The organism is Paenibacillus caui, from assembly GCF_019904135.1.
Taxonomy (GTDB): Bacteria; Bacillota; Bacilli; order Paenibacillales; family Paenibacillaceae; genus Fontibacillus; species Fontibacillus caui.
Genome location: NZ_JAIOGQ010000013.1, coordinates 1 through 25,951 on the forward strand (window position 1 = coordinate 1; position 25,951 = coordinate 25,951).

At 49.3% G+C, this 25,951-nt stretch carries 30 protein-coding genes and 2 pseudogenes; 25 read left to right on the forward strand and 7 right to left on the reverse strand.

Translation table 11 applies throughout. From position 1 onward, the window contains the following. Positions 1-238 precede the first annotated feature (238 nt). Positions 239-574 (forward strand): DUF3139 domain-containing protein, encoded by a 336-nt coding sequence (locus K7397_RS09360; RefSeq protein WP_223067691.1) that lies wholly within the window; start codon positions 239-241, stop codon positions 572-574. 165 nt (positions 575-739) lie between these two features. Beyond that, a complete protein-coding gene (locus tag K7397_RS09365) occupies positions 740-1,267 on the forward strand; it encodes a DinB family protein (RefSeq protein WP_223067692.1) in 528 nt (175 codons plus the stop codon). Positions 1,268-1,335: 68 nt separating this feature from the next. On the opposite strand, the gene K7397_RS09370 is transcribed toward K7397_RS09365, so the two are convergent. Together K7397_RS09370 and K7397_RS09375 are read right to left on the reverse strand one after the other, a co-directional pair. Continuing rightward, positions 1,336-1,713, reverse strand: coding sequence for an ArsR/SmtB family transcription factor (locus K7397_RS09370; protein WP_223067693.1), 378 nt, complete (start codon positions 1,711-1,713; stop codon positions 1,336-1,338). Continuing rightward, complete coding sequence (locus K7397_RS09375; RefSeq protein WP_223067694.1) at positions 1,713-2,138, reverse strand: SRPBCC family protein; 426 nt, start codon at positions 2,136-2,138, stop codon at positions 1,713-1,715. The genes K7397_RS09370 and K7397_RS09375 overlap by 1 nt, the downstream gene beginning before the upstream one ends. Positions 2,139-2,366: 228 nt before the next feature. Between K7397_RS09375 and K7397_RS22010 the strand changes: the two genes are divergently transcribed. Continuing rightward, entirely contained in the window at positions 2,367-4,175 is a 1,809-nt protein-coding gene (locus tag K7397_RS22010; protein ID WP_223067695.1) for an LTA synthase family protein, read from the forward strand. Here the strand turns inward: K7397_RS22010 and K7397_RS09385 are convergent. After that, a complete protein-coding gene (locus K7397_RS09385) occupies positions 4,172-4,363 on the reverse strand; it encodes a hypothetical protein (protein ID WP_223067696.1) in 192 nt (63 codons plus the stop codon). The genes K7397_RS22010 and K7397_RS09385 overlap by 4 nt on opposite strands. Positions 4,364-4,541: 178 nt before the next feature. Between K7397_RS09385 and K7397_RS09390 the strand changes: the two genes are divergently transcribed. The 7 genes and pseudogenes from K7397_RS09390 (at position 4,542) to K7397_RS09420 (ending at position 9,927) form a co-directional block, all read left to right on the forward strand. After that, entirely contained in the window at positions 4,542-5,792 is a 1,251-nt protein-coding gene (locus K7397_RS09390; RefSeq protein ID WP_223067697.1) for an RNA-guided endonuclease InsQ/TnpB family protein, read from the forward strand. Positions 5,793-5,854: 62 nt separating this feature from the next. Further along, positions 5,855-6,121, forward strand: a pseudogene (locus K7397_RS09395) (MFS transporter); the annotation flags it as partial. A 243-nt stretch (positions 6,122-6,364) separates the two neighbouring features. After that, the gene (locus K7397_RS09400) at positions 6,365-7,312 is read left to right on the forward strand and encodes a ring-cleaving dioxygenase (RefSeq protein WP_223067698.1); all 948 of its coding nucleotides are present in this window, start codon (positions 6,365-6,367) and stop codon (positions 7,310-7,312) included. A gap of 4 nt (positions 7,313-7,316) precedes the next feature. Then, on the forward strand, positions 7,317-7,928 hold the full coding sequence (locus K7397_RS09405) for an alpha/beta hydrolase (RefSeq protein WP_223067699.1): 612 nt from the start codon (positions 7,317-7,319) through the stop codon (positions 7,926-7,928). Between the two features lie 30 nt (positions 7,929-7,958). Continuing rightward, positions 7,959-8,570 (forward strand): flavin reductase family protein, encoded by a 612-nt coding sequence (locus K7397_RS09410; RefSeq protein ID WP_223067700.1) that lies wholly within the window; start codon positions 7,959-7,961, stop codon positions 8,568-8,570. Between the two features lie 133 nt (positions 8,571-8,703). Then, on the forward strand, positions 8,704-9,180 hold the full coding sequence (locus K7397_RS09415) for a MarR family winged helix-turn-helix transcriptional regulator (protein WP_223067701.1): 477 nt from the start codon (positions 8,704-8,706) through the stop codon (positions 9,178-9,180). Between the two features lie 213 nt (positions 9,181-9,393). Beyond that, on the forward strand, positions 9,394-9,927 hold the full coding sequence (locus K7397_RS09420; protein WP_223067702.1) for a hypothetical protein: 534 nt from the start codon (positions 9,394-9,396) through the stop codon (positions 9,925-9,927). A 6-nt stretch (positions 9,928-9,933) separates the two neighbouring features. On the opposite strand, the gene K7397_RS09425 is transcribed toward K7397_RS09420, so the two are convergent. Together K7397_RS09425 and K7397_RS09430 are read right to left on the reverse strand one after the other, a co-directional pair. Then, a complete protein-coding gene (locus K7397_RS09425; RefSeq protein ID WP_223067703.1) occupies positions 9,934-10,740 on the reverse strand; it encodes an MBL fold metallo-hydrolase in 807 nt (268 codons plus the stop codon). Between the two features lie 24 nt (positions 10,741-10,764). Next, the gene (locus tag K7397_RS09430) at positions 10,765-11,379 is read right to left on the reverse strand and encodes a helix-turn-helix domain-containing protein (protein WP_223067704.1); all 615 of its coding nucleotides are present in this window, start codon (positions 11,377-11,379) and stop codon (positions 10,765-10,767) included. Between the two features lie 207 nt (positions 11,380-11,586). Here K7397_RS09430 and K7397_RS09435 point away from each other — a divergent pair, with 207 nt between their 5' ends. The 14 genes and pseudogenes from K7397_RS09435 to K7397_RS09495 all read left to right on the forward strand — a co-directional run bounded on the left by K7397_RS09435 (position 11,587) and on the right by K7397_RS09495 (position 23,724). Next, complete coding sequence (locus tag K7397_RS09435; RefSeq protein WP_223067705.1) at positions 11,587-12,105, forward strand: hypothetical protein; 519 nt, start codon at positions 11,587-11,589, stop codon at positions 12,103-12,105. 134 nt (positions 12,106-12,239) lie between these two features. Next, positions 12,240-12,617: a cupin domain-containing protein gene (locus tag K7397_RS09440; protein WP_223067706.1), complete on the forward strand. Its 378-nt coding sequence runs from the start codon at positions 12,240-12,242 to the stop codon at positions 12,615-12,617. A gap of 24 nt (positions 12,618-12,641) precedes the next feature. Then, a complete protein-coding gene (gene fosB, locus K7397_RS09445; protein ID WP_223067803.1) occupies positions 12,642-13,064 on the forward strand; it encodes a metallothiol transferase FosB in 423 nt (140 codons plus the stop codon). A gap of 15 nt (positions 13,065-13,079) precedes the next feature. Beyond that, positions 13,080-13,199: pseudogene (locus tag K7397_RS09450) on the forward strand (DUF4269 domain-containing protein); the annotation flags it as partial. Between the two features lie 310 nt (positions 13,200-13,509). Beyond that, positions 13,510-16,575: an OmpL47-type beta-barrel domain-containing protein gene (locus K7397_RS09455; RefSeq protein ID WP_223067707.1), complete on the forward strand. Its 3,066-nt coding sequence runs from the start codon at positions 13,510-13,512 to the stop codon at positions 16,573-16,575. Positions 16,576-16,813: 238 nt separating this feature from the next. Further along, on the forward strand, positions 16,814-17,419 hold the full coding sequence (locus K7397_RS09460; RefSeq protein WP_223067708.1) for an HAD family hydrolase: 606 nt from the start codon (positions 16,814-16,816) through the stop codon (positions 17,417-17,419). 23 nt (positions 17,420-17,442) lie between these two features. Next, a complete protein-coding gene (locus K7397_RS09465; protein WP_223067709.1) occupies positions 17,443-17,940 on the forward strand; it encodes a GNAT family N-acetyltransferase in 498 nt (165 codons plus the stop codon). A 122-nt stretch (positions 17,941-18,062) separates the two neighbouring features. Then, the gene (locus K7397_RS09470; protein WP_223067710.1) at positions 18,063-19,025 is read left to right on the forward strand and encodes a LacI family DNA-binding transcriptional regulator; all 963 of its coding nucleotides are present in this window, start codon (positions 18,063-18,065) and stop codon (positions 19,023-19,025) included. Between the two features lie 113 nt (positions 19,026-19,138). After that, positions 19,139-19,483 carry a hypothetical protein gene (locus K7397_RS09475; protein WP_223067711.1) on the forward strand — a complete coding sequence of 115 codons (345 nt, stop codon included), beginning with the start codon at positions 19,139-19,141 and terminating at the stop codon, positions 19,481-19,483. A 33-nt stretch (positions 19,484-19,516) separates the two neighbouring features. Continuing rightward, on the forward strand, positions 19,517-19,858 hold the full coding sequence (locus K7397_RS21475; RefSeq protein ID WP_237690809.1) for a hypothetical protein: 342 nt from the start codon (positions 19,517-19,519) through the stop codon (positions 19,856-19,858). Then, positions 19,794-20,222, forward strand: coding sequence for a phosphotransferase (locus tag K7397_RS21480; protein WP_237690810.1), 429 nt, complete (start codon positions 19,794-19,796; stop codon positions 20,220-20,222). Before K7397_RS21475 ends, K7397_RS21480 begins: the two co-directional genes overlap by 65 nt. Positions 20,223-20,371: 149 nt before the next feature. Next, the gene (locus K7397_RS09485) at positions 20,372-21,547 is read left to right on the forward strand and encodes a GNAT family N-acetyltransferase (protein WP_223067712.1); all 1,176 of its coding nucleotides are present in this window, start codon (positions 20,372-20,374) and stop codon (positions 21,545-21,547) included. Positions 21,548-21,698: 151 nt separating this feature from the next. Then, a complete protein-coding gene (locus K7397_RS09490) occupies positions 21,699-23,144 on the forward strand; it encodes a DHA2 family efflux MFS transporter permease subunit (RefSeq protein WP_420488769.1) in 1,446 nt (481 codons plus the stop codon). Then, the gene (locus tag K7397_RS09495) at positions 23,131-23,724 is read left to right on the forward strand and encodes a TetR/AcrR family transcriptional regulator (protein WP_223067714.1); all 594 of its coding nucleotides are present in this window, start codon (positions 23,131-23,133) and stop codon (positions 23,722-23,724) included. The genes K7397_RS09490 and K7397_RS09495 overlap by 14 nt, the downstream gene beginning before the upstream one ends. Positions 23,725-23,794: 70 nt before the next feature. On the opposite strand, the gene K7397_RS09500 is transcribed toward K7397_RS09495, so the two are convergent. Beyond that, entirely contained in the window at positions 23,795-24,349 is a 555-nt protein-coding gene (locus K7397_RS09500) for a TetR/AcrR family transcriptional regulator (RefSeq protein ID WP_223067715.1), read from the reverse strand. 123 nt (positions 24,350-24,472) lie between these two features. Here K7397_RS09500 and K7397_RS09505 point away from each other — a divergent pair, with 123 nt between their 5' ends. Further along, positions 24,473-25,027 (forward strand): HXXEE domain-containing protein, encoded by a 555-nt coding sequence (locus K7397_RS09505; protein WP_223067716.1) that lies wholly within the window; start codon positions 24,473-24,475, stop codon positions 25,025-25,027. Between the two features lie 146 nt (positions 25,028-25,173). Here K7397_RS09505 and K7397_RS09510 read toward each other — a convergent pair whose 3' ends face one another. Then, positions 25,174-25,935 (reverse strand): hypothetical protein, encoded by a 762-nt coding sequence (locus K7397_RS09510; protein WP_223067717.1) that lies wholly within the window; start codon positions 25,933-25,935, stop codon positions 25,174-25,176. Between the last annotated feature and the right edge of the window lie 16 nt (positions 25,936-25,951).

A 25,951-nucleotide genomic window follows, 5' to 3' on the forward strand; every position in this document is an offset into this window, starting at 1 on the left:
GAACGAACAGAAATTCTGCAGGTCTGCCCTTTTTTATGTCCGAAGTCACCTGAGACGAAAATACACCACCAACTACTCCTTAGATTCTGCTGTCTAATTCTCAATCACGGAATTATGCAAAATGCTCGATTAGTAAATCGACATTGCGGAATAGAATTAGTAATTTATTTAAAAAATATAATTCAAAAAATCGAGTTGAACTTGTTCAAAAGTATCGCTCAACAGAGGGGGAATAACCATGAAAAAACTGAAGAAGCTGATCATTATATTGGGATGTATAGCAGTTGTGTATGGTGGTTATTACTTTTATAAGAATAGTCAATTCAATAGGTTTGAGGATAGAACAAGGGATTACCTAGTTAATGAGCAGAAAATTCCACTGAAGGAAATACAGTCAATAGATGCTTTTCAAGCAAAAGGGGGGGATAGTGGCATAACAATCTCAGTAATTTTCGAAGATGAACCAAATATTAAATATAACTATAAAAGCTATGATGGTGAAATCAAGCAAAGTGATACAATTTCTTTAAAAGATGGAAGGCAAACCAGAGGAAAACATAGTGTGACTAACTAGTGGTAACCCCCATTTAACTTACCTCCGAAAGAAGTCTCCAAGCTTGATGAAAATAGGAGATGAATTTCGGTAGGCGAAGCCTAAAGTCTTTATGTTGCTACATTTTTCTATGCCATAATATAATCAGTCTTAGATGGGCTCTAAACCAAGAAAGGTGGCGTATTGATGTCAACAAGACCGCCCGCAGCAGAATATAACCCGTATTATGAAACCTATATTTCCAAGGTTCCAGAAGGAGAGATTACAGATTTGCTGGCAGGGAAGCTGAACAGTGTCTCGGACTGGATCGGCACCATTCCGGAAGAGCGCGGCGATTACCGCTATGCGCCCGGAAAGTGGACGCTGAAAGAAGTGTTCGGCCACATCATCGATACGGAGCGGGTGATGAGCTACCGCTTGCTCTGCATCGCGAGGGGCGATCAGACGCCGTTTCCCGGTTTTGATCAGGATGCATACGTGAGTCAGGCCGCTGTGATTGACCGTTCTTTTTCTGACATTATCAAAGAGTATGCCGCCGTGCGGACCGCTACATTAACTTTACTGAACGGGCTGTCCGAGGAAGCTTGGACAAGAAAAGGCAGTGTATCCGGCAACGATATAACAGTCAGAGCGCTGGCTTATATAATCGCCGGACATGAACTTCACCATTTCGGCATCATCAAGGAACGATATCTGGATAATCCTAATCAGTAATACGCGCTTCGCGTTAAACAGGGATTGAAGCAAGGAGCAGAGGCGGCGAACCACCTCTGCTCCTTTGTTTATTCTTCGGAGTTTGGGTCCGCTTTGGACTCAACCAGCGTCAAAGTCCCCGGGCCGTCATTTTCGACCAAATGCTTGAGCATGGAGATTTTATTATCCCAGAACCGTTCGTAAAAAGAGACCCATTCCCTCACTTCAAGCAGTGCTTCCGGCTCAAGTCGGTAGCGCGTTTCCCGGCCGATTTTCCGGGCGCTGACAAGGCTGGAGTCCGAAAGAATCCGCAGGTGCTTGGATACGGCGGTACGGGTTATCGGGAAATGCTCGCAAATGGCGGTTACCGGCATTTCCTTGTCTGCCAGCAGTCTAAGAAGCTTGCGGCGGTTTGGGTCGGCGATGGCCTGGAATACATCGTGTTTTGGAGCTGAGGCACCTTCCATCACTGCTCAACCAGCCCTTGCAATTTGGCGACAATGCCTTCCCACCCTTGATCCATTCTGCCATGAACAATCGTATGAGGCTGTCCGAACTCTGTAACCTTGTCTGCATCCCAGCCCTTATGGAAAAGATGAAATTCGGTTTTGCCGCCCAGATCCTTCAGCTCAAAGGTCACGCTCCAGTCTTTCGCCCAGTCAAAGCTGAGGCGATAGGGGGGATCGAGCTCAGTTACTTTACACGGGGAATCTCCGAACGGACCGGCATGCAAAATAAATTCATATCCCAGTTCAGGCTGGAAGGTGTTAGGCATGAACCAGGCGGCAATGCCTTCGGATGTTGAGACGGCCGCCCAAACTTTCTCGATGGGAGCGTTAAAAACGGCCGTTTTATGAATTTCCGGCAATGATGGTTGTTGATTTTCCGGCATTGTACAAACCTCCGTATTTTCCTTTAAAGTGAAACCTAAAGGTTTCTTATCAGGATTATATGAAACCATTTGGTTTCGTGTCAAGCGTAAAATGCGCCTGAGCAGGCAAAATCTCATGGCTGACAATCCGTACATCCTTGTGTTTGTAAAGGATTTTTTTATGATTTAAGCTCATTTTAAGAAAAATGGCGTATACTACTCTTTTATATGAGATAGGAGAGGATAAATGTGCGTCAATGGTTTTTACCTACCAAGCGGACCGGATATATGCTGCTCTTGCTGTTGATCGGCGGGTTTGCATTGAACTTCTTTATACAAGCAGGTTCGTTAAATATGAACGCATGGAGCGTTTTCGGATGGATTTCGCAGTACGGAAGGCTCTATGTGTTCGGCAGTTTGCTCTTTTTCTTTATTTTGCTCTTTTTTACGGCAGTCACTCCAAATATATATACAGGAGCGTTTATAGCTATTCTGATATGTGTTCTAATCGGAATTGCCGATTACAAGAAGCTGGCTACAACGGGAGAACCGCTTTTTCCCTGGGATCTGATGCAGCTGAAAAACGCCAAGGATATGGGCAAAATCACGCACGGGATGGTCTCGCCTCTGGCTGTTGTTCTGGCGATTATAGTGATCGCCGGGCTCGTATACCTGTTTTTTAAGCTTCCCAAGGTCAAAATCCGACTGCCGCTGCGAATCATTTTTGCGGTGCTGTCGCTGGTTGTGTTTGCAGGCTTTATCCAAATGGTTAATGGACAGTCCAAGCTTGCCGCATTCATCCGTTACCAGAATTTGTATTGGAATCAGAAAGTAAACTATACCCAGAACGGATTTGTGTTTGCCTTTGCCGGAAACTTGAAGCAGAACCTGATGGAGAAGCCGGAGGGTTACAGCAAGGCGGCTATTGAGGAGATCGCCAAAAAATATGGTGCGCTGCCTGACAAGGCTGCGAGTGCTGCAGCGCCAGAGCAGCCGAATATCGTGTATATGATGGACGAAGCTTTCTTTGATCCGACGCGGATGACCGCTTTCAAATTCAGCGAAGATCCGCTGCAGTTTATCCATCAGGAGGAGCGTAAGACGCCGTCCGGCTTCCTGCTATCGCCTGAGTTTGGGGGAAATACGGCAAATGTTGAATTCGAGGCTTTGACCGGACTTTCCATGTATTTTCTGAAGGACGGTTCGATTCCTTACCAGCAAAAAATCGTAAAAATGTCTTCGCTCCCGTCGATCGTCAGCATTTTGAAGGACCGCGGATACCGGGCCCTCGCGCTTCACCCTTTTGACAAGACGTTTTATAACCGGGACGGGGTGTACAAGGTCATGGGTTTTGACAAGTTCACGGGCGAGCAGGATATGGAGAACGCAGGCCGGATCACGAAGGACGGGTACATCTCGGACCAGTCGGCCGTTGAGGAAGCCGTTCGCGAGCTGAAGGCCTCCGATCAGCCGACGTTCCTTCATCTGGTGACGATGCAGAACCATTTTCCGTTCACGAAAGGCGTGAATGGGCCGAATACGGTAACGGTTGAAGGTGTGCAGCCTGGAGAGAAAGATGAACTGGAAACCTACGTGCAGGATGCGAAGCTTACGGACCAGGCACTGGCCTATTTGAGCGAGCAGCTGAAGACCATCAAACGGCCGACGGTCGTCGTCTTTTGGGGCGATCATCTGCCTGCGTTGTCAGCCGGCATTTATACGCAGGCAGGCTGGGATGCCAATCCGAAACTGAAGCATGAGACAAAGCTGCTCTATATGGCTAATTTTGATATCGGACAAGAGCCGGTCGGGACCCAAAGTCCGGCCTTTATCGGGCCTACCGTGTTCGGGCTGACTGGACAGAAGCTGCCCCCTTACTACAAGCTGCTGGAGAAAGTGAAATCGGAAATTCCGGGCTTAAGCAAAAATGTGCTTCTAGGCTCTTCCGGTACTCTTACGAAATTAACAGCCGAGCAGCAAGCATTGCTTCACGATTACAAACTGGTTGAGTACGACATGCTGGCAGGAGAGCATTACTCGCAGAACCTGCTGTTTTAACCGGAAATCTCATGAATAACCCCCTTGTCAGGAAGGGGGTTATTTTCCTTGTCTGTTATGAGCCTCCAGAAGTGCCAGTGACTCAGGTAAAACTTAGGGCACACAGAAAGGTCTGAACACAGCAGCATGAACTCCATTCCCTTTTCCGAAGCCAACCCGGCACCGAAAGAACGCGCTTCGGTATCCATTCTCTCCCTCACCGTCGGCGCTTTTGCGATCGGCATGACTGAATTTATCAATTAACCGCAGAAGACTCCCTCCTCTATAGGTGGTGAGATGAATGCGGTTTTTTTTGACTTTCTGTGTTTTTTATAAGAACATATGTTTTGTTTTGTGGTAAAATGTTGGATAAGGAGGTGAAATAAATTGAAATTGGTCTACAAGTGGACGCCGAGGTTCACGACGAAGCAACTCTCTCTTTTGGAAGATTTGGCTTTTCATACAACCAAGCTTTACAATATCGCCAATCACCGGTGTAGGGAAGAGGGATTCCTTCCCTACGTAAAGCTCGAGAAAGAACTAAAGTCGAATTGGCACCGCGATTATCTCCACTCGCATACCTACCAGCAATGTCTGAAAATGGTGGAGCAGAACTGGAAGAGCTTCTTTGCTTCCAGCAAAGACTTCAAGAAGAACCCGCATAAATACAAAGGCACTCCCCAGCCTCCTAAGTACAAGCACGTCAACCATCTAAAAAATGAAATCATCTTCACCCAGTTTGCAATCCGTGTACAGGAGAATGTGCTCAAGTTATCGTTATCGAAGAAGATGCAGGAACGTCATCAGGTTGACAGTTTTCATGTTGTCCTTAATCCGGACAACATGCCGTTTGACGTCACCACCCTTCAGCAGATTCGCTTCCAGTGGCGGCAAAGTCTCCGTACATGGGAGATGGTGATGATCTACCAACAGAAAGAGCGGGTACTGCTGAAGACCTTTACCAACACCATGTCCATTGATTTGGGAGTCGACAATTTGGCTGCGCTCACGTTTCTAGAAGGCGAGGACAGTTACCTCATCAATGGAAAGCCCTTGAAGAGCAAAAACAGCTATTACAACAAAGAAATCGCGCGTCTTACCTCCATCGTTATGAAGCAAGCCGGAACGAGCGAGGACTTCGTCCGCACCCGACGCATTCGTTCTCTGCAGGGGAAACGAAACCGGTATGTTCACAACTTTCTGCATCAAGCCAGCCGGCAGATCGTGGATCTGGCTGTGGAGCATCAATGCCGCACGATCGTCATCGGCAAGATGAAGGGAATCAAGCAAGAACATTCATGGAAAATGTTTGTCCAAATCCCTCATGCCCGCTTCGTTGATCTCATCACCTATAAGGCAAAGCTCGCTGGGATTAAAGTAACGCGGCAGAATGAAGCCTTCACGAGCGGCTGTTCGGCTTTGGACGAAGAGAACATTTCGCAGAAAGCTTATGCACCGGGGCGCAGGATTCATCGCGGGCTATTCGTATCGAATATGGGACTTGCGATCAATGCGGATGTAAATGGAAGTCTGAATATATTGCGGAAATACCTGAACCAAAAAGGTAGTCCTGATCTGATTCGTTCAGCAAGGGATAATGGGTGTTTGAAGCATCCGAAGCGTATCCTAGTCGGCTAAGACTTGGAACGTTTGAATCCCACACTTACCTCTAAGGGTACAACCCGTAGGTGGCGGGAGACTTCAATTGGGGGATCGCAGCTTTCGCGGTTATGCCAGAGCTGCAGGTCCGAATTATGAACCTCGCCGGAGCCCCGCCCGCTCTCGCTTCAACCTCTAACCATTCGGTGGCTAATTTGGGCAATGCCGGAGGGGCTTACATTGGCGGTTTTGTGATCACGCATATGGGGTTGACTTCCCTGCCGTGGGCCGGTGCGATGCTGGTTGGCTTCGGCTTAATCCTTGTGCTAGCCAGCTACAGGCTGGAGAGGAAAGAGGAAACGGTCTAACCTGAAAAGCGGAACGGAAAACCGGAAACCGGAACGGGTTCATAAGCTTGTTCTTGCCTTTGGAAAATAAGCAAAGGGCTATCTCCTAAAGAGGTAGCCCTTTTTATCTGGGAACACATGATTTTTCCAAATAAATGATTGACATCGAGGAATTTATCGATTAATCTTTAATTAAAGATATTTCAGTTAAAGATAAAATCTCTATAGGTCATAGATCCAATCGAAAAAAAGGAGTGGATAATCATGAAATTGCAAACAGCGGGTATTCACCATATTACTGCTTTCGCGAGCGATCCGCAGGCGAATGTGGACTTTTACGCCGGTGTGCTCGGGCTTAGACTGGTTAAAAAAACGATCAATTTTGATGCGCCTGACATCTATCATTTATACTTTGGTAATAAGGCAGGGGCACCGGGAACGATTATGACCTTCTTCCCGTCTCCAGGAGCTCGGAGAGGCCGTATTGGCGGCGGCCAGGTCGGAATGACGACGTTTGTCGTACCGCCCGGATCGCTTCCGTTCTGGGAGGAACGGCTGCGGAAATTCGATATTTCCACCATGAAGGCTTCACGTTTCGGGGAGCAGTATCTCCAGTTCACGGACAATGAAGGCATGAAGCTGGAACTGGTCGAACGGGCAGAGGGACCCGCAAGCGTGTGGTCGTTTGGAGGCGTTCCCGCCGGCAAGGCAATCAAAGGTTTCGGAGGCGCTGTCCTGTACAGCGCGCATTCCGCCGCCACGCGGCAAGTGCTGGAAGCTGTGCTTGGCATGAACAAGCTCGGGGAAGACGTAGGCTACATCCGATACAAAGCGGCCGGGGAGCTGGGGAATGTAATCGATATTCCCGTTTCCGATGTTCCTTGGGGAGCAGGAGGAGCGGGCACCGTTCACCATATCGCCTGGAGAGCCAAAGATTATGATGAGCATCTGGAATGGAAGCGCCATGTGGAGCAAAGCGGATTTGGTACAACGGGCGTTGTGGATCGTCAATATTTCAAAGCGCTGTATTTTCGGGAAGAGGGCGGCATTCTCTTTGAAATCGCCACAGATCCGCCGGGATTTGCGGTTAATGAACGAGAGGATGAGCTTGGACAAGAGCTGAAGCTGCCGTCCTGGTATGAGCCGCAGCGCAAAGCGATCGAAGCGGGTTTGCTGCCGATCGAGGTCAGAGTATTGGAGGAGGACGAGTAAAGTCATGAAGCATGTATTTATTCCGGGAAGCCATCCGCAGGCGCCGACTTTTGTCTTGTTCCACGGAACAGGGGGCACGGAGCGGGATCTGCTGCCTGTTGCCGAGATGATTTCGCCGGCATCGTCCGTACTGGGGCTAAGGGGCAATGTGCTGGAGAATGGAGTGCCGCGTTTCTTCAAGCGTTTGGCGGAAGGGGTTTTTGACGAAGCGGATTTGATCGCCCGGACCAAGGAAGTGCATGAGTATCTTGATGAGGCTTCCCGGCAGTATGGGCTGGACCGCGGCAATCTGGTTGCCGCCGGTTATTCCAACGGGGCGAATATCATTGCAAGCCTCTTGTTCCATTACGAGTCGGCTTTGAAAGGCGCGATTCTGTTCCACCCGATGGTTCCGCGCAGAGGCATCCCGCTTCCGCCGTCACAGGGTCTGCCTGTCTTTATCGGCGCGGGAACCAATGATCCGCTTGTACAGCGACGGGAGACGGAGGAACTGGCCGGCCTGCTGAAAGAGGCGGGAGCAACCGTGGAAACGCATTGGGAAAGCTTCGGGCATCAGTTGACCATGCAGGAGGTCGAAGCCGCCAAAGCCTGGTATCTGGACCGCTTCGGACAGTAAAATTCAAGCTTATAAGAGAGGAGAATCGTCATGATATCCATAGATCCGGATCGGCAAAGCGGGCAGGATAATTACAAGCTGCTCATCGGCAGCGTCATTCCGAGACCGATTGCTTTTGTGACTACACTCAGCGGGGACGGAACCCTGAACGCCGCTCCATTCAGCTATTTCTCGATTGTATCGAACTCGCCGCCGCTCTTGTCCGTTTCGATCCAGCGAAAGAACGGCGTCATGAAGGATACGGCACGAAATGCGATTGAACAGAAGGAACTCGTCATTCACATCGTGGATGAGGCGATAGTTACGGAGATGAATAGGACCGCAGCCAATTCCCCGCCGGACGAAAGCGAGCTCGCGCTGACTGCGCTTACCCCCGTGACCAGCGATTGTGTTTCGGTTCCGGGAATTGCGGAGGCGAAAATCCGGATGGAATGTGTGCTGGAGCAATCGGTAACGCTTGCCGGAGCGGACGGTCAGCCCGGTTCCGATTTATTGATTGCAAGAGTGGTCCGTTTCCACGTGGCCGATGACATCTACAATAACGGGCGTATCGATCCGGAAAAATTGAACCCGGTCAGCCGGCTCGCGGGAACCTATTATGCCACGCTTGGCAAGCGGTTTTCGGTGGAGCGTCCGGAGTAAGGGAACATTTTCACCCAGTAAAGGGATATGACAGGGATGACAGGGCTCCGGCTCTAAGCGGAATTGGCCGGCCAGCGTCCTTTTGCCGATGTAATTCTTATATACAGTATTCCAGTCAGGAGGTGATCTACCCATGGGAGAACAGGAAAGAGAAGAACGGGAAGCAGTGCTGGACGGCTCTTATGACGATTCGCTAAAGCTTTTCACAGTGCTGTCCAAAGCCTACAGAGCATTGATGGACCGTGCGGTCAGGGATATGAAGCAGTATGGATTGTCCGCATCGGAGTTTGCCATTCTGGAGGTTTTGTACCATAAAGGCAGTATCCCGCTTCAGCATATCGGAGAGAAGGTTCTGATCACGAGCGGCAGCATTACGTACAACATTGACAAGCTTGAGAAAAGAGGACTGCTGAAGCGGGTTCCCTGCGAACAGGACCGCAGAGTCATTTATGCCGAAATTACGGCAAGCGGCAAAGAGCTGTTTGACGATATTTTCCCGAGGCATGCAGCCTTTGTGGATGGCATGATGCCCGGTCTGTCTGCACAAGAGAAGCGGGAACTGACTGAACAGCTTAAGAAGCTGGGCAAAGGGGCGGCGGCCGGATCATAGAACTGTTGAAATCCCAGAAACGGTGCGGTGTTTGAAGAACGGCTTTACTGAGAATAGCAGACTGCGCAGCCCGTACTAAGGGTGCATGCGAACCAAACGCAGGCTGAAGGAATCCATGTTCGTGTGAATTCCTTCAGTTTTTTTATTGTTTTCCATACTCTGTAAATCTATGCTAGAGTTAGCTAAGAAGAGACTAATTAGAGGAGGGACGGTATGAAAAGGTTGAAAATCTGGGTCTATGGCCTTGTTGTTGTTCTTATCGGTACCTTATTCTGGTACACCTACCCGAGGCATGTGTCCATAGAACTGAAAGGGGTAAAATATCAGCTGGGGGAGGAGAACGCATCGTTCCTTAAACCTGTAACGGTTAGGCTGGAGGGTTCGGTTAACCGCAGCCTGTTTGGCCGCGCAACCTTCTCAGGGACAATTGATGCTCAAGAAGATATCCCATTTTCCAAAGAAAACGGAAACGTGACCATCAAATTGCCCGAGAAAGACGGTGTAATCATCGATTATATCCAAATCAAGAACGGGGAATTTAAAATATACCATCTTGGCAGCCTGTTATCGAACCGGGACATGAGTCAGGTGACGCTGCTGCTGATGCATGACGAAGGCGGCGGTCAGAGCTGGTCCGGCAGGGACGGCTTCATGATTTCAGCCCCTGCGCACACGCGGCAGGAAGCGCTTGATATCAGCAACGAGTTGATGAAAGAACGTTTGACGGGAGGCTCCCCGCTGAAATAGGGGAGATTAGAACTGAACCGAAAACCCGTTAAAGCGGTGAATGCCCGTACCGAAACGGACAAGATCTTTCTCGCGCAGCTCCCTTACGGCATCTTTCACGACCTCCAGCAGACCGGGGTCCAATCCAATTCGGTTATGGCCGCCGTAGATTTGCTTCACTCCTGCAATTTCCGAAATCTTCAGCAGCGAGTTTACGAGATCCTCCGGGCTTGTGGTTGGATAGAAAGCATATACCGGCGTTTCATCATACAATAAATCTCCTGTAAACAAATACCCTCGGCTAGGATCAAACAAAGCGATATGCCCTGGAGAATGTCCCGGGGTATGATAAACAACCAGACCTCGCTCTCCCAGTTCGATCACGTCCCCGTCATGCAGAAGGCCTTGCGGTTTGCCCCGATACGGCGTATACGTTGCCGGATTAAAGGAAGCCGGTACCGGTCTCGTAATTTCCCGGGCTATATCCTTGCGGATCTGTTCAATGGACAGCCCTTTAATCCCGCTCACAAGCCAGTCCTCTTCAGCCTCATGCACGTAAATTTCCGGGTACTGGCCGTGGCTTCCAATATGGTCTACGTGAACATGCGTCGTCAATACGATGATCGGCAGATCTGTAAGCAGGTCCGTCATCCGTTTCATGTTATCAATGCCAAGCCCCGTATCGATAAGAGCGGCACGCTGCTGGCCAATAAGCAGATACGAATGGACCTTCTCCCAGTGTCCGTATTCACTGATCGCAAACGTAGTCTCATCCAGCTTCGATACGGTAAACCAGGCATCGTCGATGACGATGTTATTTTGTGTATTTTGCATCGGTATCCCTCCTCCTTATAAAAATCAATTGATTCGAATATCCTCGTTGTCATCCTGAAAAGCGATCAAGGACATATAATAGCTTTTCTTCTCCTCCTCTGGCGGAGCGGCAGGGCTCCCTTCGGAAGCGTCCATGGCGAAATGCTTGTCCACCAACTGCTTGAACTCTTCCAGGAAAGCATGGAAGCTCTCGCTCGTCGCATGAAAGCGATAGGTCGAGGCGATATTTTTCCTCCGGTTCTCATTTGTGCTGTCCAGGGCAAAAGAAGATGCAGGCGCACTCTCAATCTTCGCGCGGGTAACATCCAGCGTCTCCTTAAACACCTGCCTTGACGTTTCCACAAGGTCCAAGCTTGGCAGCAGATGGTCCTCGGGAATGAAGCGGCTTGCTACGGCCCGGTAATATTTCTGAACGATTCCGTTCTTCTCTTCCTTCCTGACGACATGAATAACGCCGTGCTTCTCCAGTTCCTTCAGATGAAAATAGATATTATTCCGCGTTATATCCAGCATCTCTGCGAGCTGCTGTCCGGTATAGGCCTCCTTGACCAGATTCATAAGTATCTTGGTACGCAAAGGATCCGCTATCGCTTTTAGCTGCTCATGGGTTTTAATTTTGTAGATGCCTGTAACGTTCACTTTAACACCTCTGTTTATTTTACCGGTAAAATAAATTTTACTGTTATTGTCATCATCCTACCATGAGCCCTTTGTTTGGTCAATCTTTCCATTTTCCGTACGATGGATTGTTGTATGCAGGTCCAGTTATTTTTCTCGGAAAGTTGAGTTATGCTATATTTGCTCCACTACCGCGAGCTCAAATTTTCATGGCAAAGGATGTGCGCTATGTTTGACCCCACTATATTTGAAAACTTAAAGGTTGGCATCGAGAATGTGGTCTATGACCTCGACAATCAAGCTGGGATCATTAACGTGACGGGACGGACGGATCGTCTGGATATGGCCGTCATGTCGAGAAGCTTCGGCCTGACATTCGAACTGGCCGGGCAGAAGGGTGTTTCCGCCGAGATCTGGCTGGAAGCCGGACTGCACGACCTGGCGGCCGAGATTCTGGAGACACAGGATCAGCAGCCGGGCTGTGAGCTGAAGCTGCGCTTTTATAAGGATATTGCAGACGTTTCCCGGGAGTGCCAGCATATCTCGCAAATCATAGAGAAGATATGGGAACCGGAGCTTCCGACTGTACAAACCATTCGGTACATCTATGGCCGGGAGCCTATCCTTTACCACAACACCATTGAAGTTGGGTTTCCGCGCAAGATTAACGAGGATCAAATGGAGGATCTTCCGAAACTGGTTAATTATATGCTTCGTACGCTGGAGGAATTAAACCGGATGATGTAATCCGTTCCAGATGGTTATGGGTCTATGAATAAAGGAGTGGAGGCCGGTGCAGCGGCTTGGTGCAGGTTCTTGAAAGCACAAGAAAGGTATTCGACCACAGGAGGTAGAATTAAACAACAGGAGGAATTTAATCTATGAAAATTTATAATTTTGGCAAGGAAGTGGGAAATCCCATTACCCACTACGATTCAAACTTTATCATGAGCCGTATTTTGAGCAATGATGCCCCGGCGCGGGTAGGCTGCATGCATCTGGAGGCAAACGGCATTATCGGGTACCATCAGGCGCCGGTGCCGCAGCTGCTGCTGATTGTTCAAGGCGAAGGGCAGGTGCGAAGCGGCGGGAAGAACGACAGCGCTCAGGTTATTGCCGAGGTCAAAGCGGGGGACGCCATTTTCTGGGAACAGGGCGAGTGGCATGAAACCTTGAGTCTCCAAGGATTAACGGCATTCGTGATTGAATCGGAGGAGATGAATCCGGCACAATTTATGCCCGAGAAAAGCGAGGGATAAAGGGGAGAGGCAGGGGTGGCAGAAATGCAGCTGAAAGGCATCAACCATATTTGTTTTTCCGTATCCGATTTGCAGCGGTCTATTGCGTTCTATGAGCAGGTTTTCGGAGCCAGACTGCTGGTCACCGGCCGCAAGCTTGCTTATTTTGACCTGGGCGGGCTTTGGATTGCGCTGAACGAGGAGAGGGATATTCCGCGGAATGAAATCGCCCATTCCTATACCCATCTGGCATTTACGGTTTCAGAGGACGAGTTTGAGGGGTGGATGGACAAGCTGCACCGGCTTGAAGTGCAAATTCTGCCGGGCCGAACGCGGGATGAGCGGGATAAGCGATCGGTTTATTTTACGGACCCGGACGGGCATAAATTTGAGTTTCATACCGGCTGCCTGCAGGACCGGATGGATTATTACCGCCAGGAAAAGCCGCATATGACGTTTTTGGATTAATGCCGGAGCCGGGGATTAAAGACCGAGCCGGCTTTTGCGGCGCTGCTTCATCTTGAAGGAGATCCTTATCAGGAGCTCTTTGGTTTGGACACGTGGACAGACGAACAGCTCATAGAATTATTAAACAGATGTTAACTAGAAGTTAATTATGTGTAAAATAACATTCCATAACTTCCTGAAATTCCCGAGTTTTTCAGTACGGAACTGACATGGGCAATGCTTTAAGCGTAGGACTAAAGTACAAACTTGGCATTTTTTACATAAATCCATACATCTCCTGATTTTTCCATGTTAGTATATTTGCAAATCCATCTCCGAATGAACTATTGAAATAAGTTATATGCCTGAACATTTCCAATTTTCAGTGTATGAGGGACAAGCTCTCTAGTTTATTCGGTCCAAAGCAATTATCTTGTTTTTCTATTATTTTTTGAGGAGGAAGTTTATGAAGAAAATGGGTTCGAGCTGGAAAGCAAAACTGCTGAAAACTGCGCTTGCGGTGGCGTTAGCCATCCCGCTGCAGCTGCTGGCGGTTAACAATGGACAGAGTGTCAAGGCTGAGGGGCCGACAGATCCGGCACCGTATATTGAAGCCAAAGTGGTGAACGAGAATGCAGGCAAGAAAGTACTGTTCGACAACACGCACGAGCAAACGGCTGGAGCTGCCGACTGGGTTATTGACGGCGGATTTTCGGATTTTGCGAATGCGCTGGCAGCAGACGGCTACTATGTAAAAGAGCTGCGCAAGACGACTCCCATTACTTTAAGCGATCTCAGCGGCTATGACGTGTTTGTTGTCGCTGAATCAAACGTGCCTTATAAAGCAACCGAGCAGGCGGCTATGGCCGAGTACGTGCAAAATGGAGGCAGCATTTTCTTCATCGGCGACCATTATAACGCCGACCGCAACAAGAACCGTTGGGACGGTTCGGAGGTATTCAACGGCTACCGGCGCGGCGCCTGGGACAATCCGGCCAAAGGCATGAGCACGGAGGAAGCAAGCTCCGAAGCGATGCAGGGCGTAGTCAGCTCCGACTGGCTGGCAAACGAATTCGGCGTACGCTTCCGGTATAATGCGCTTGGCGATATTAGCGCAACAAACATCGTTTCGCCGAACCAGGCGTTCGGCATTACGGAGGGCGTCTCCGCTGTAGCGATGCATGCGGGCTCGACACTGGCCATTATCGACCCGGACAAAGCGAAGGGGATCGTCTACCTGCCTGAGACGAATGACGCCTGGGGCCACGCCGTGGATCAAGGGGTCTACAATGGCGGAGGGGTAGCCGAAGGCCCGTTTGTAGCTGTAGCGAAAAAAGGAGCGGGCAAAGCGGCATTCATCGGCGATTCCTCCCCGGTTGAAGATGCCTCTCCGAAGTATTTGCGCGAAGATACCGGCGCTAGAAAGACAACCTATGACGGCTTCAAGGAAGTGAATGACGGAACGCTGCTGGTGAACACCGTCAACTGGCTGTCCACCAAAGAAAGCTATACCCGCTTGTCCGAAGTGAGCGGACTCCAGCTGGATCAGCCGACGGCGCTGCTGGCGTTTGAAGCTCCGGCAGCCTCCACGGAGCCGCAGAGCGAGCCTTGGGCAGCGCCGGAACCCGGCTACAAATGGTTTGACCGCTCTACCTTCAAAGCGGGCTCCTACGGTGGATCGACTGCGGCAGCAAGCCCCGCTTACAGCTTAATTCATCAGGCGACGCTGCCGAATGCGGCAGATTTCCAGATTCGGGTCGTCGCGGACAATCTGGCGGCAGGCACGACCGTCTCCGGGTTCTCCGCCGGCATTTACCTGAGCGGCGGGACACAGGTCGCCATGATTCAAAATGCCGACGGAACCTGGCCGTCCACTTACGGTTACAGCACGGCCTTCAGCCTGACTGCGGATAGCAACGGACATGCCTACAAGGATTTGACGGTCCGGATCAAGCCGGGAACGACGGGAGCAGCCAGTCTGCGGTTGCGTCTTAACGGAACGAGCGTCAAGACCGAGTCGGTAACGATCGGCAATGTTTCGGCTGAACCGCTGCCGGCGGAAGGAAACCCGACTTCAAGTACCATTTCCATCGGGGAAGCCCGGAGCAAAACCGTCGGCAGCCTGGTTACAGTCGAAGGGGTAGTCACGACCGAGCCGGGGATCTACGGCGGACAGGCGTTTTACCTGCAAGATACGACAGGCGGCATTTATGTATATCAAAGCCAGAGCGGTTTCCATGCCGGCGATAAGGTAAAGGTGACGGCTTCTACAGCCCTTTATAACAGTGAGCTTGAGCTTGCAAGCCCTGTTGAAATCGCGAAGACCGGAACGGCCGAATTGCCGCAGCCGCTCGTGGTCAGCGCTGTAACGGACAGCAACCAGGGACAGCTTGTAGAGCTGGACGGCGTGACCGTTACGAATATCATCAGCGCATCGCCCATAGGCTCGTTTGAGTTTGATGCCTCAAGCGGAGGCGCGAGCATCCATGTCCGCGTGGATGCGCGGACAGGAATTACACAGGACTCCTTCCCTTACCGGGAAGGAGATGTCCTGAATATTAAAGGCATTGCATCCATTTTCAAAGGCGTTTTTCAGCTTAAGCCAAGAAACCTGGATGACTTCTCCTTGCAAGCAGGCAGCGCCGCTCCGGTAACAACCGCGGCGCTGTCTGCAACGCCTAATGCCCGGGGATGGTTTAATCAGCCGGTTACGCTGACGCTGACCTCCACTGGCGCGGGAAGCGGAATGATCACCACGGTTTATGCTGTAGACGGCGCTGAGAGCGTCGCCTACAGCGGCCCGGTTATATTGAATGCGGATGGCATACATACGATTGCCTATTATTCCACTTCGGCTTCAGGAAGCAAAGAGGAGGCCAAAACGCTGGAGGTCAAGCTCGACCGGACGGCTCCGAATGTTGTGTTGACCGAGTCGGGCCATGGCGTAACCGATGTGGCCGAACAGGATACGGTCACGTTTAAACTGGCCGCCACGGATGACTTGTCGGGAATAGCCGCCGAGCAGCTGCTGCTGGATGGGCAGGCCGTTTCCAGCGGAGAAACGCTGCAAGCCAGCGACCTTGGGATAGGAGACCATACGGTTCAATATCGCGTAACGGACCTGGCTGGCAATACCGCCGAGCAGAGCTATTCCTTTAGCGTTAACGAGAAAACGCTTGCAAGCGGAGTTCCCGGGAAGCCGGTATTATCATCGGATGCCGGAAATCAGGCAGGCTTCAGTGACGGCGATTATACGATTACGATGAACATGCGGTCCGGAAACAACGGAACCACCTACAAGCTGTACGAGAACGGCGTGCTCATCAGCACGCAGAAATTGACCGATTTCTCGCCGTCCCCGCAAACCGTCAGCACCGAGATCAAAGGCAAAGCGAACGGCACTTATGTATATAAGTGCGAGCTGACCAATGCTTTCGGCACCCGAAAAAGCGCTGCGCTCGCCGTGAAGGTGAGAGACGCCGCGCCGGGCAAGTCCGGGGAAGAGCACGGCAAATCGGCGATTGCTAATTAAACTTAAGCCAGCAAATACGGAAACAGCTTTAGATCAATAAGAAATCCGGAATTACCCAGCCATTGCAGAGGGGATTCCGGTTTTTGCTGTATTTTGTTTAATAGCATTAATGTGGAAATGATTGTATGCTAAAGAAAAAGGGGGTGTTTTCATTGGCATTAGAGAATGGTATAGAGGTTGTCAGCCTGGACATGTTTCAAACGCTGGTTGATGTTCAGAGCAGGGGAAAATACGTCTGGTGGAAGATTTTGCAGCGGAATTATACTATACGGAAGACCAAGCTAAGCGTCTCGGGGAATCATTACTTGCCAATTATTATGCCGTTTCCAATGAAGTAAGGGCGTTAGGAAGATTTAGCTTGACCCGCGACATCTACTTGCAGAGCTTCAAAAATATTTTTTTACATAACAATATTCAGTACGATTATAAGGCAGCCGTTGACCATTTATTTGAAGAGCATCGGGCATCCGAATTTTACGAGGAAACGGAGGCTTTCCTTGAATTTTTATTGAAAAAAGTGAAGGTGTGCATTGTCAGTGACACGGACGAGCAGATGCTTCCTCCTTTTTACAAAAAGTATCCCATTCAGGTTTTTACATCTGAACAATTCAAGTCTTATAAAAATGATCAAGCCAATAAAATGTTCACAGAGATCATTAAATATTACGAAGCCGCCCCGGAGAATATCCTGCACATTGGCGACTCACCCGCCGATGTGTTAGGGGCCAAGAGAGCAGGAATCAAGGCGGTCTGGTTGAACCGGACCCAAGCAAACTGGAACCACGAAGTGAAACCGGATTATACCGTTCGGCGTTTGGATGAAATCCCTAACAATATTTTGTAGACGGTAAGTTTAAGGAGACAGCTATGGAAATCTTTGAGGATCTTATATTTGATTCTATAACAGAGAATGACGTTGACGCGCTGACAGAAATTATGACCCGTGCCTTTGATGACGATACGAAGCAGTTTCTGGGTGAAGAAAAAGGGGGCCCCAGAGGCTACGACACAGGAGTATTTATCAGGAGGTTGGCTTTGGAATCGTCTTGTCCTGCCTTCAAATTGTCCGTAGGGCCAAGACTCGCAGGTGCCGTTATTGTAAGGTTTCTTGAAGACGGTACAGGCATTCTCGAAATTCTTTTTATTGATCCGAGCTTTAATAATCAGGGGATCGGCTTTAAAATTTGGAGCTTCATAGAAGCTAAATATCCCTCAGTCACCAAGTGGATGACGGAGACCCCTGGATATTCCAAACGGAATCACTACTTCTATATCCAAAAATGCGGCTTCAAGCTGGTGGAGAAACGAAACTCCCATCATCCCCGCGAAGAAAGTTATATCCTTGAGAAACTGAAAAAATCATGAAATCAGAATGAATAATGATATATTAAGTCCAATTCAACGAAGACCCGGCCTTGTTCGAGGAGAGTTCATCCTGACCGTGTCTTTTTGTGCTGGATAACCAGCAGGCTGAAGGAGGGACGCAATTGGCTACGATCAAGGATATCGCCAAGCTGGCGGGCGTCTCCATCACGACGGTATCCCGCGTGTTGAACAACCATCCTTATGTGAACGATGAGAAGCGCAGAAGGGTGGAAGAAATTGTCCGGAAGCTGAACTACCGGCAAAATTTGAACGCGGTTCACCTTGTTAAAGGAAAGACCATGACGGTAGGCGTTTTGCTGCCCAATATCGACTATCCGTATTTTCAGCTTATGGTTGGCGGCGTGATGGAGGCGGCTTTCCGGCATCAATATTCAGTGATCTGCTGTCCAACGGCTTACAACGAAGAAGAGGAATTGAAATATTTGTTCATGCTGCAAAGAAAGCAGATTGACGGATTGATTGTCTGTTCCCATGCCAATTCGTGGGAGACTATTTTGCCCTTTCAGGAGTACGGGCCGATAGTCGCCTGCGAATATACGAACGCTCTGCCGTGCGTATATACCAACCATTATGCCGCTTTTCTGGATGGGATGCGCTATTTGAGGGACCGGGGGCATCAGAATATCGGTTATTGTACAGCGAGAGCGGGCGGTGCCAGCAGCGGGATGCGGCTCTCCGCTTACCGCAGGTTTAGTGAGGAAACCGGTATGTCTGCCAATGAATCGTGGATTTTCCCGGAATGCTTTACGCTGGAGGATGGAAAAAGAGTCATACGGCATTTGATGCAAATGGATCATCGTCCATCGGCCATGCTGGTTAACGGGGATGAGGTGGCGGCCGGCATGCTGGTGCAGGCCAGAACGGACGGACTGTCCGTTCCCGGCGATTTGTCCATTGTAGGCGCAGGCAATCAGCCTTTCTCGGAAGCGCTGGAGCTGACGACGATAGACCAGAATATCAAGGAGATCGGAAGGCAGTCTTTTGCGCTGTTTTTGGCCGGTGAGCCCAAACAAATCTGTGTACGTCATGAAATTGTCGAAAGAGGGACGGTCCGCAGCGTCTGATGACGGGCTCCAAAATTTCTGCTTGACCTGAAAATGTTTTCATCAAATAAAACAACTACAAGAGCTGTTTGCAGGATGAGCATGACCATTTCGGGTGAGGAGAGGATTGAACAATGGAGCACTTAAACCATCACTTGCTGCCTGGCGAGAAAATATACGGAAGCATCACAGGTTTTTTTGAGGAAATGGAGCTGGGCGGTATTCATTACAAGTATGGAGAGCTGACGGCTACGACCCATAGATTAATGCTGGAGGCTCCTTGTTTCTTCGCAGCGGAGCGCATTTGTACGTATGAGTACCGGGATGTAGCGGGCGTAAAGGCGGATGAGGCGATCATTATGTTCTACAATCAGCGTTATCTGAAGCTGAAGTGGCTGCAGCGTGGAGAGGCAAAGCATTTTTTGAAAATCGTACGCCTTAAGGGAATAGAAGCAGGTGCGATTGTGGGTGGAGCTTGATCGTCAGGGATTACGGGGGGAACAGGAGGGAAAATGAATATTCAGGAGATTTTGCAGGAACTGCGCGGCAAGGGGATTATCGAAGGAGGTCTGACGGACGGGAGGTCTCTATCCGGCGGCACCATGAGTCGGATCTATGCTGTCCCGGCTGAAGGGCCTCCGCGATATATGGTCAAGCAGAACGATGCCGAAATAACGCGAGCCGAATCCTTATATCTTCGCACCTATGAGGATGTTGCCATATTGCCGAGGCTAATCTATGAAGACAAGGATCACCGCTTTCTCGTGTATTCCTACATGGCGGGATTTTTTGAGAACCCGGGCTTTCGAAGCGGGAAGCGTGATTGGGGATCGGCTTGCCCTGCAAGAGCATGACCGGGTTGCCGAACTCCTTGATACAGCGGATAGTTCCCTTCGGTACCTGCTTCATGGCGACTGCGGCGTTCATAATTTTTTGTTCAGCCAGGGCAAACTTGCGGGCGTGATCGATCCGACGCCGGTTGTGGGGGACCCTGTGTATGACTTGATCTATGCGTTCTGTTCTTCGCCTGACGAGCTGCGTCCGGATATCATCCGGCCGTCCATGGAGCGGTTATCGGCAGCGCTGCACAAAAGCTATGACCTAAAGTCGGAAGTGCTGGTCGGTTTGTATTTCCGGTTAGACGCTTGCATCAGGCATCATCCAAAGGATCTGGACGCCTATTTGGAAGCGTGGAGCAATTGGACAGGCCTGTATTAACTGGGGAAAAGAGTGGCGGTGTTCCTGGGCCGAACCATTGCTGAAAGAGGAACTATATCAATTGACACCCTTGGTTAAATATGCCAGACTCTTAGGGTATGGGGAAAAGATATTGACCCGCAAATCCTGACGTAAGAGGTGAAACTCACTTGGAAATCAGACAGTTAAAGCCGGAGGAATTTGAGGTCAGCATGAATTTGTCCGAATATGCCTTTCAATATAAATTGTCTCCGGAGGCAAGGGATAAACGCCGTGAGTCGTTCTTGCCGGAACGGTTTTGGGGAGCGTTTGAGAACGGGGAGCTGCAGGCGCGTCTGATGCTGCTGCCGCTGCAAATATACATACAGGGCAAAGCGTTTGAAATGGGCGGAATTGCGGGCGTAGCCACATGGCCGGAGATGCGGCGGAAGGGCCTCGTCAGCCGGCTGTTATTTCACGCTTTGACCAAGCTGAATGAACAGGGACGCAGCATCTCTTGCCTGCATCCTTTTTCCATTCCGTTTTACCGCAAATTTGGCTGGGAAGTGTACACCGATTACAAAAAGTACATTCTTCCGGTCGACAAGTTCCCGGCTAAGACACAGGCCGAAGGCGCCGTAAAAAGGGATATCAAAGACATTTCCCTGCTGGACCGGGTGTACCATTTGTTTGCAAAGCGGTATAACGGCATGCTGGTGCGCGACGCCAGCTGGTGGGAGCAGTCGGTGCTGGATGAGGAAATGCACACCGCCGTGTACTATTCGGAAGCGGGGGAGGCGGAAGGTTATATTCTGTACAAATGTGACAAGAAAAAGCTGGACATCGACGAATTTGTGTTTCTGAATGAAATGGCTCGCCGGGCTCTATGGACGTATCTGGCCAATCACGATTCGATGGTTGCAGAGGCCGAAGTGAACAACGTTCCGGCGGATGATATACTGCCGTTTTTGCTCGATGATCCGCGCTTCAAGCAGGAGACCGTGCCCTACTTTATGGCCCGCATTGTCAATGCCGGCGCTTTTGTCCGGGAATATCCTTTTAGCCCGTCGGATTCGGGGATGAAGGCGAGCCTGCAAATTCAGGATGAATTTGCCCCGTGGAACGATGGCTTGTGGAGCCTTGAGATCGCTCCGGACGGAACTGGGAATCTGCTGGCCGGGGAGGAGACCGGTCAGGCTGAAGCTGGACTGATCTGCGATATTCAGACCTTGACGGCCATGCTGCTTGGTTACAAGCGCCCGGTGGAAATGTTCCGCTACGGACGTCTCCTGGGTTCCGAAAGGGCCGCTTTGGTGCTGGAACGGATGATTCCTGCGAGACCGACAGCGTTGATGGATTTCTTTTGATGGGCATGCCGCTTACAGATATAGAATTTTCCAGCCATTGACATGCGAACCCAAGTCGGCTATGATAAACGACATATCGGACAATTGTCCGCGATACAGATAAAGGAGGAGTGGAGTCTTGGATATTGGAGCTGGACCCCAGACGGCCAAGATTGATTTAAGCAAAATAAAGAGAGGGCCGATTATTGCCGCCCTGATTATCGGGGCATTTGTATCCATTTTGAATGAAACCTTGCTGAACATTGCATTCCCCTATCTGATGAGAGATTTTGGCATCGGTGAGTCAACTGTTCAGTGGCTGGCTACCGCGTATATGCTTGTTGTAGGGATTCTGGTACCAATCACGGCGCTCCTGCAGCAGTGGTTTACCACAAGACAAATGTTTATTGGAGCCATGACCCTGTTTCTGGCAGGAACCCTGATTTGCGGGTTTTCTCCGGTATTCGGCATGCTGCTGGGCGGCCGGATTATTCAGGCGCTTGGAACCGGGCTTTTGCTGCCCGTTCTGATGAACACGATTCTGGTCATTTTCCCGCCCGAAAACCGTGGAGCGGCTATGGGCATGATCGGGCTGGTCATTATGACCGCACCTGCCATAGGACCGACTCTGTCCGGGCTTATCATTGAATCGTTCAACTGGAGATGGCTGTTCTTCCTGATTGTTCCGCTTGCCGTGTTTTCTATTGTTTTTGCAGCCGGTTATTTGAAGAACGTGACGGAGCTGACCAAACCGAAGGTTGATATTCTGTCGATTCTTTTGTCTTCGGTAGGGTTTGGCGGCATCGTTTACGGCTTCAGCAGCGCCGGAGAAGGAGACTGGTCTGATCCCCAGGTCGTCTGGACCATTGCGGCGGGGGCACTCAGCTTGCTGCTATTTGTATGGCGCCAATTGACGATGAAGGACCCGATGCTGGATCTTCGGGCATTTAAATACCCAATGTTCTCGCTCGTTGCGGTTTTAATGCTCGTGCTGATGATGAGCATGTTCTCGACGATGATCATGCTTCCATTGTTCCTGCAAAAAGTGCTTGGTCTGACCGCTTTGTCTGCAGGGCTGGTGCTGATGCCGGGCGGACTTGTGAACGGACTTATGGCTCCGATTTCCGGGAAGCTGTTTGACAAATTCGGTCCGAGAATGTTGGTTATTCCTGGTCTTGCCCTGATGTGCCTGTCGATTTTCCTCTTTTCGAGAATTGAGTCTTCGTGGACGGGAGGATACGTCATCTTCTTGCATGTCATGATGATGATCGGGATCTCCATGGTTATGATGCCGGCCCAGACGACGGGTTTGAACCAGCTGCCCCGGCAGCTGTATCCGCACGGCACAGCCATTATCAACACTTTGCAGCAAGTGGCCGGAGCCATCGGAACGGCTCTGTTTGTCAGCATCATGTCTTCAGGCGCGAAGAACTACGTATCGAATACCGGGAACCTGGATCTTACAGAAGCGATGGTGGCCGGACTTCACAATTCCTTCCTGACGGGTGTATATCTGACGATTGCTGCTCTCATTCTGGGCATTTTTGTCAAGCGCACATTCTCCAAGGAAAAGGAAGAAGCGGATCCGAAAGAAGTGAAAGTCGTTGCCGAACAATAAAGAACCGGATGAACTGTCCCTCAAAATTCAGGAGACAGCCAAGTCCCTGTTTGACAGGCTGGGCATTGAAGAAGTCTCCATGCACCGGATCGCCAAGGAAGCGGGAATTGGGCAAGGGACTTTATACCGGCGCTACCCGAGCAAGAGCAAGCTTTGTCTTTCGCTCATGGAGAACAAGTTTAAACGGCTGATCGGAGAAATCGAGGGATTTCTCCAAAGCTCCCAATCCTTGCCCGTGATGCAGCGGTTGTCCTGGATGATGAGCAAGCTGATACTAAATCTGGACGAAGACCTGGAAGGGCTCAAAGTGTTGATGAGCTCCGGCCGGCTGGAGGAAGCCAAGGCCAACCATTATCAGTGCCCTCCTTTCATCTTTATCCGGGATAAGATCGAGGAATTGCTGAAGGAGGCGGCGGACCAGGGCGAATCAGTCCCGCTTGATCCAGCCTTTACGTCTGTCATGATTGCTTCGTCATTAAAGCCTGAGCTCATCCAGTTTCTCCATGATTTAGGATATGATACGGAGCAGATTGCGGCGAAGTACTGCCAGTGCGTGATTGAACCGTTATTTAGGGGATAATCACGTTCCTATAAACCATAGAGCAGCTCGGACTATTGCTATAGTTCGGGCTGCTTTTCTTTACCTGCGCTCATATGCGCTGAATCATTTTCCCCACAATTTCTGCCAATTGTTCCGGCTCTTCTCGTGCTCCGTTTTCGATCCAGCTCAAAAGTACATTCCAAAATCCGCCCGCGCTAAAAGCGAGTCCATAAGTCAAAAACTGTTCAGATTGCTGTTTAGCCTCATCGTTTTCTTGGAACATTTGATGAATGACCGGCAAGTAGTCATTATATTTTTGCAGCAAAAGAAAGAATAAATCATTTTTCATCAGAAGGATTAAAAATTCCTGATGTCTTCTCCAAAATGTGAAATAGACCTTAGCCACATGGAACATCGTCAGTTCATTTTGTTTTTTCAGGAGCGCGACATATTCATGGTATAAATCTTCAATATAGAAATATAAAATATCATTTTTGGACTGGAAATTCCGGTAAAAGGTTCTTCTCGCTAACTGCGCTTCATCGGCAATTTCAGTAATTGTGATATGGTGGTAAGACTTATTCTTTAACAGCCTTAATAACGCCTCGGCGATCCATTTTTTTGACTGCATGGAAATTGGATTCACTTTGTCCTTCTCGCCCATCAAAACTCTCCTTTCGCTCCCTGCACTGTCTCAAATCGCTTGCGTATGTAGCACTTGCTCGCAAAGTATTGAATAATCCATATTCCTTTTTTATTATATTCCCTAGCAGGAGGTGTCACAACTGTGACACTTCAAATTGAAGGAGGAGAGCTTATGGATAATATTCAATTGTTAATCTGGTTTTTGCCGGTTTTGTTTATGGTTCATGATTTTGAAGAAATCATCATGGTTGAAGCTTGGAAAAAACGAAACTCCGAATGGATGCAAAATCCGAAAGCTCCATTTCATTCGATTCAATCGGCCGCATCAGCTTCAATAGCAGTGGCGGAAGAGTTTGTTATTTTGTGCATTGCAACCATCCTTTCGCAGTATTACAGCAATTACAACTTTTGGGTTGGCTTATTTGTTGCCTTTTCGGTTCACTTGGTTGTTCATATCATCTGGTCGATCCAATATAAAAAATACGTGCCCGGTCTTATAACGAGTGTTATATTCACTCCATTGTGTGCGATTTTAATCGTTAAAGCTTGGCATATTCTAAATCCCGATTGGGTACACGTGTCGCTATTTTCGCTGTTAAGCATCGTGATTATGATTGTGAATCTTTATATTTTGCACAAGCTCATGTCTGTCTTTCATCAATGGCTCATTCGTTATTCCAAAAAAATGATATATTAGAATCTCAATTTTTGCAGCTCGATATCGGCAGATATGCCTTGATGTATTTGGGCAAACCCGAGAGCCCCTGCTGGAGTAACAAGAAAAAGGGGCTGCCGACGGCAGCCCCTTACTTCCATTTATTGAAATCCTCTTTTTCAATTGCGTTAGTTATGCCTCATTTTTTTACTTAGAAAAAATGCTACCGCAAGGGCAACCACCAGACTGATAAGTATCGCACCCCAAGGAAAATGTGTTGTTTTATATGGTGTAGTTACAAGTCCACCAGAGTCCTCGTCTTGTTTAGGATTATCCTGTGCTTTCTTTAAGATAGAGATTAGTTCTGTCGAAGTAGATACTTTCGTATTATCGATTCCATCCAAATATGCTGATTTTTTCGGTGAAATTCCCGGAACGACTATTTCCGCACTGTCTTTTTCGCCCACCAAAATACGAATTTCTTTGCTAATAACCAAGTTTAGTTTATCTTTATCTGTTGTGTTCGAAATTAATTTGTCGTAGGCATCCCCGAACTCGGCGGCAGTGCCCCCACCAGAAATAACTTTCAGTTCATTATTTTCATAGCCAATAGTTAAGAATGATTTTGGCTTGCCATTGGAAAGCACAACATAATCCCATTGATCCACTGCTCTAATAATTGACTTAATACTAGCCTTGCTATCTGCTGACTTTAGTTTTGCGGGATCAATGTAGTTTACTTGAAAACCGTCCCCTAATTGAACGTTTTCGATTTCTTCTTTTCCACTGTATCCATAACCCGCAGGGTCACTAGAAACAAGTTCTTTAAAGGTTTTTAACCCTTCTGAAGCAGCAAAAGCATTAATGTCGTCCGGTGCTTTACCAAATGCTACACTGCTGAAAGAGAGTGTTAAAACAAACATGAGCAAGGTTACCACAAATTTTTTCATTTTCGTTATGCCCCCT

Excerpts from the sequence above, each read along its gene's own strand:
- K7397_RS09360 (WP_223067691.1), top strand. The coding sequence starts at position 239 with ATGAAAAAACTGAAGAAGCTGATCATTATATTGGGATGTATAGCAGTT.
- K7397_RS09365 (WP_223067692.1), top strand. The coding sequence starts at position 740 with ATGTCAACAAGACCGCCCGCAGCAGAATATAACCCGTATTATGAAACC.
- K7397_RS09370 (WP_223067693.1), bottom strand. The coding sequence starts at position 1,713 with ATGGAAGGTGCCTCAGCTCCAAAACACGATGTATTCCAGGCCATCGCC.
- K7397_RS09375 (WP_223067694.1), bottom strand. The coding sequence starts at position 2,138 with ATGCCGGAAAATCAACAACCATCATTGCCGGAAATTCATAAAACGGCC.
- K7397_RS09385 (WP_223067696.1), bottom strand. The coding sequence starts at position 4,363 with ATGGATACCGAAGCGCGTTCTTTCGGTGCCGGGTTGGCTTCGGAAAAG.
- K7397_RS09400 (WP_223067698.1), top strand. The coding sequence starts at position 6,365 with ATGAAATTGCAAACAGCGGGTATTCACCATATTACTGCTTTCGCGAGC.
- K7397_RS09405 (WP_223067699.1), top strand. The coding sequence starts at position 7,317 with ATGAAGCATGTATTTATTCCGGGAAGCCATCCGCAGGCGCCGACTTTT.
- K7397_RS09410 (WP_223067700.1), top strand. The coding sequence starts at position 7,959 with ATGATATCCATAGATCCGGATCGGCAAAGCGGGCAGGATAATTACAAG.
- K7397_RS09415 (WP_223067701.1), top strand. The coding sequence starts at position 8,704 with ATGGGAGAACAGGAAAGAGAAGAACGGGAAGCAGTGCTGGACGGCTCT.
- K7397_RS09420 (WP_223067702.1), top strand. The coding sequence starts at position 9,394 with ATGAAAAGGTTGAAAATCTGGGTCTATGGCCTTGTTGTTGTTCTTATC.
- K7397_RS09425 (WP_223067703.1), bottom strand. The coding sequence starts at position 10,740 with ATGCAAAATACACAAAATAACATCGTCATCGACGATGCCTGGTTTACC.
- K7397_RS09435 (WP_223067705.1), top strand. The coding sequence starts at position 11,587 with ATGTTTGACCCCACTATATTTGAAAACTTAAAGGTTGGCATCGAGAAT.
- K7397_RS09440 (WP_223067706.1), top strand. The coding sequence starts at position 12,240 with ATGAAAATTTATAATTTTGGCAAGGAAGTGGGAAATCCCATTACCCAC.
- fosB (WP_223067803.1), top strand. The coding sequence starts at position 12,642 with ATGCAGCTGAAAGGCATCAACCATATTTGTTTTTCCGTATCCGATTTG.
- K7397_RS09455 (WP_223067707.1), top strand. The coding sequence starts at position 13,510 with ATGAAGAAAATGGGTTCGAGCTGGAAAGCAAAACTGCTGAAAACTGCG.
- K7397_RS09465 (WP_223067709.1), top strand. The coding sequence starts at position 17,443 with ATGGAAATCTTTGAGGATCTTATATTTGATTCTATAACAGAGAATGAC.
- K7397_RS09475 (WP_223067711.1), top strand. The coding sequence starts at position 19,139 with ATGGAGCACTTAAACCATCACTTGCTGCCTGGCGAGAAAATATACGGA.
- K7397_RS21475 (WP_237690809.1), top strand. The coding sequence starts at position 19,517 with ATGAATATTCAGGAGATTTTGCAGGAACTGCGCGGCAAGGGGATTATC.
- K7397_RS09500 (WP_223067715.1), bottom strand. The coding sequence starts at position 24,349 with ATGGGCGAGAAGGACAAAGTGAATCCAATTTCCATGCAGTCAAAAAAA.
- K7397_RS09510 (WP_223067717.1), bottom strand. The coding sequence starts at position 25,935 with ATGAAAAAATTTGTGGTAACCTTGCTCATGTTTGTTTTAACACTCTCT.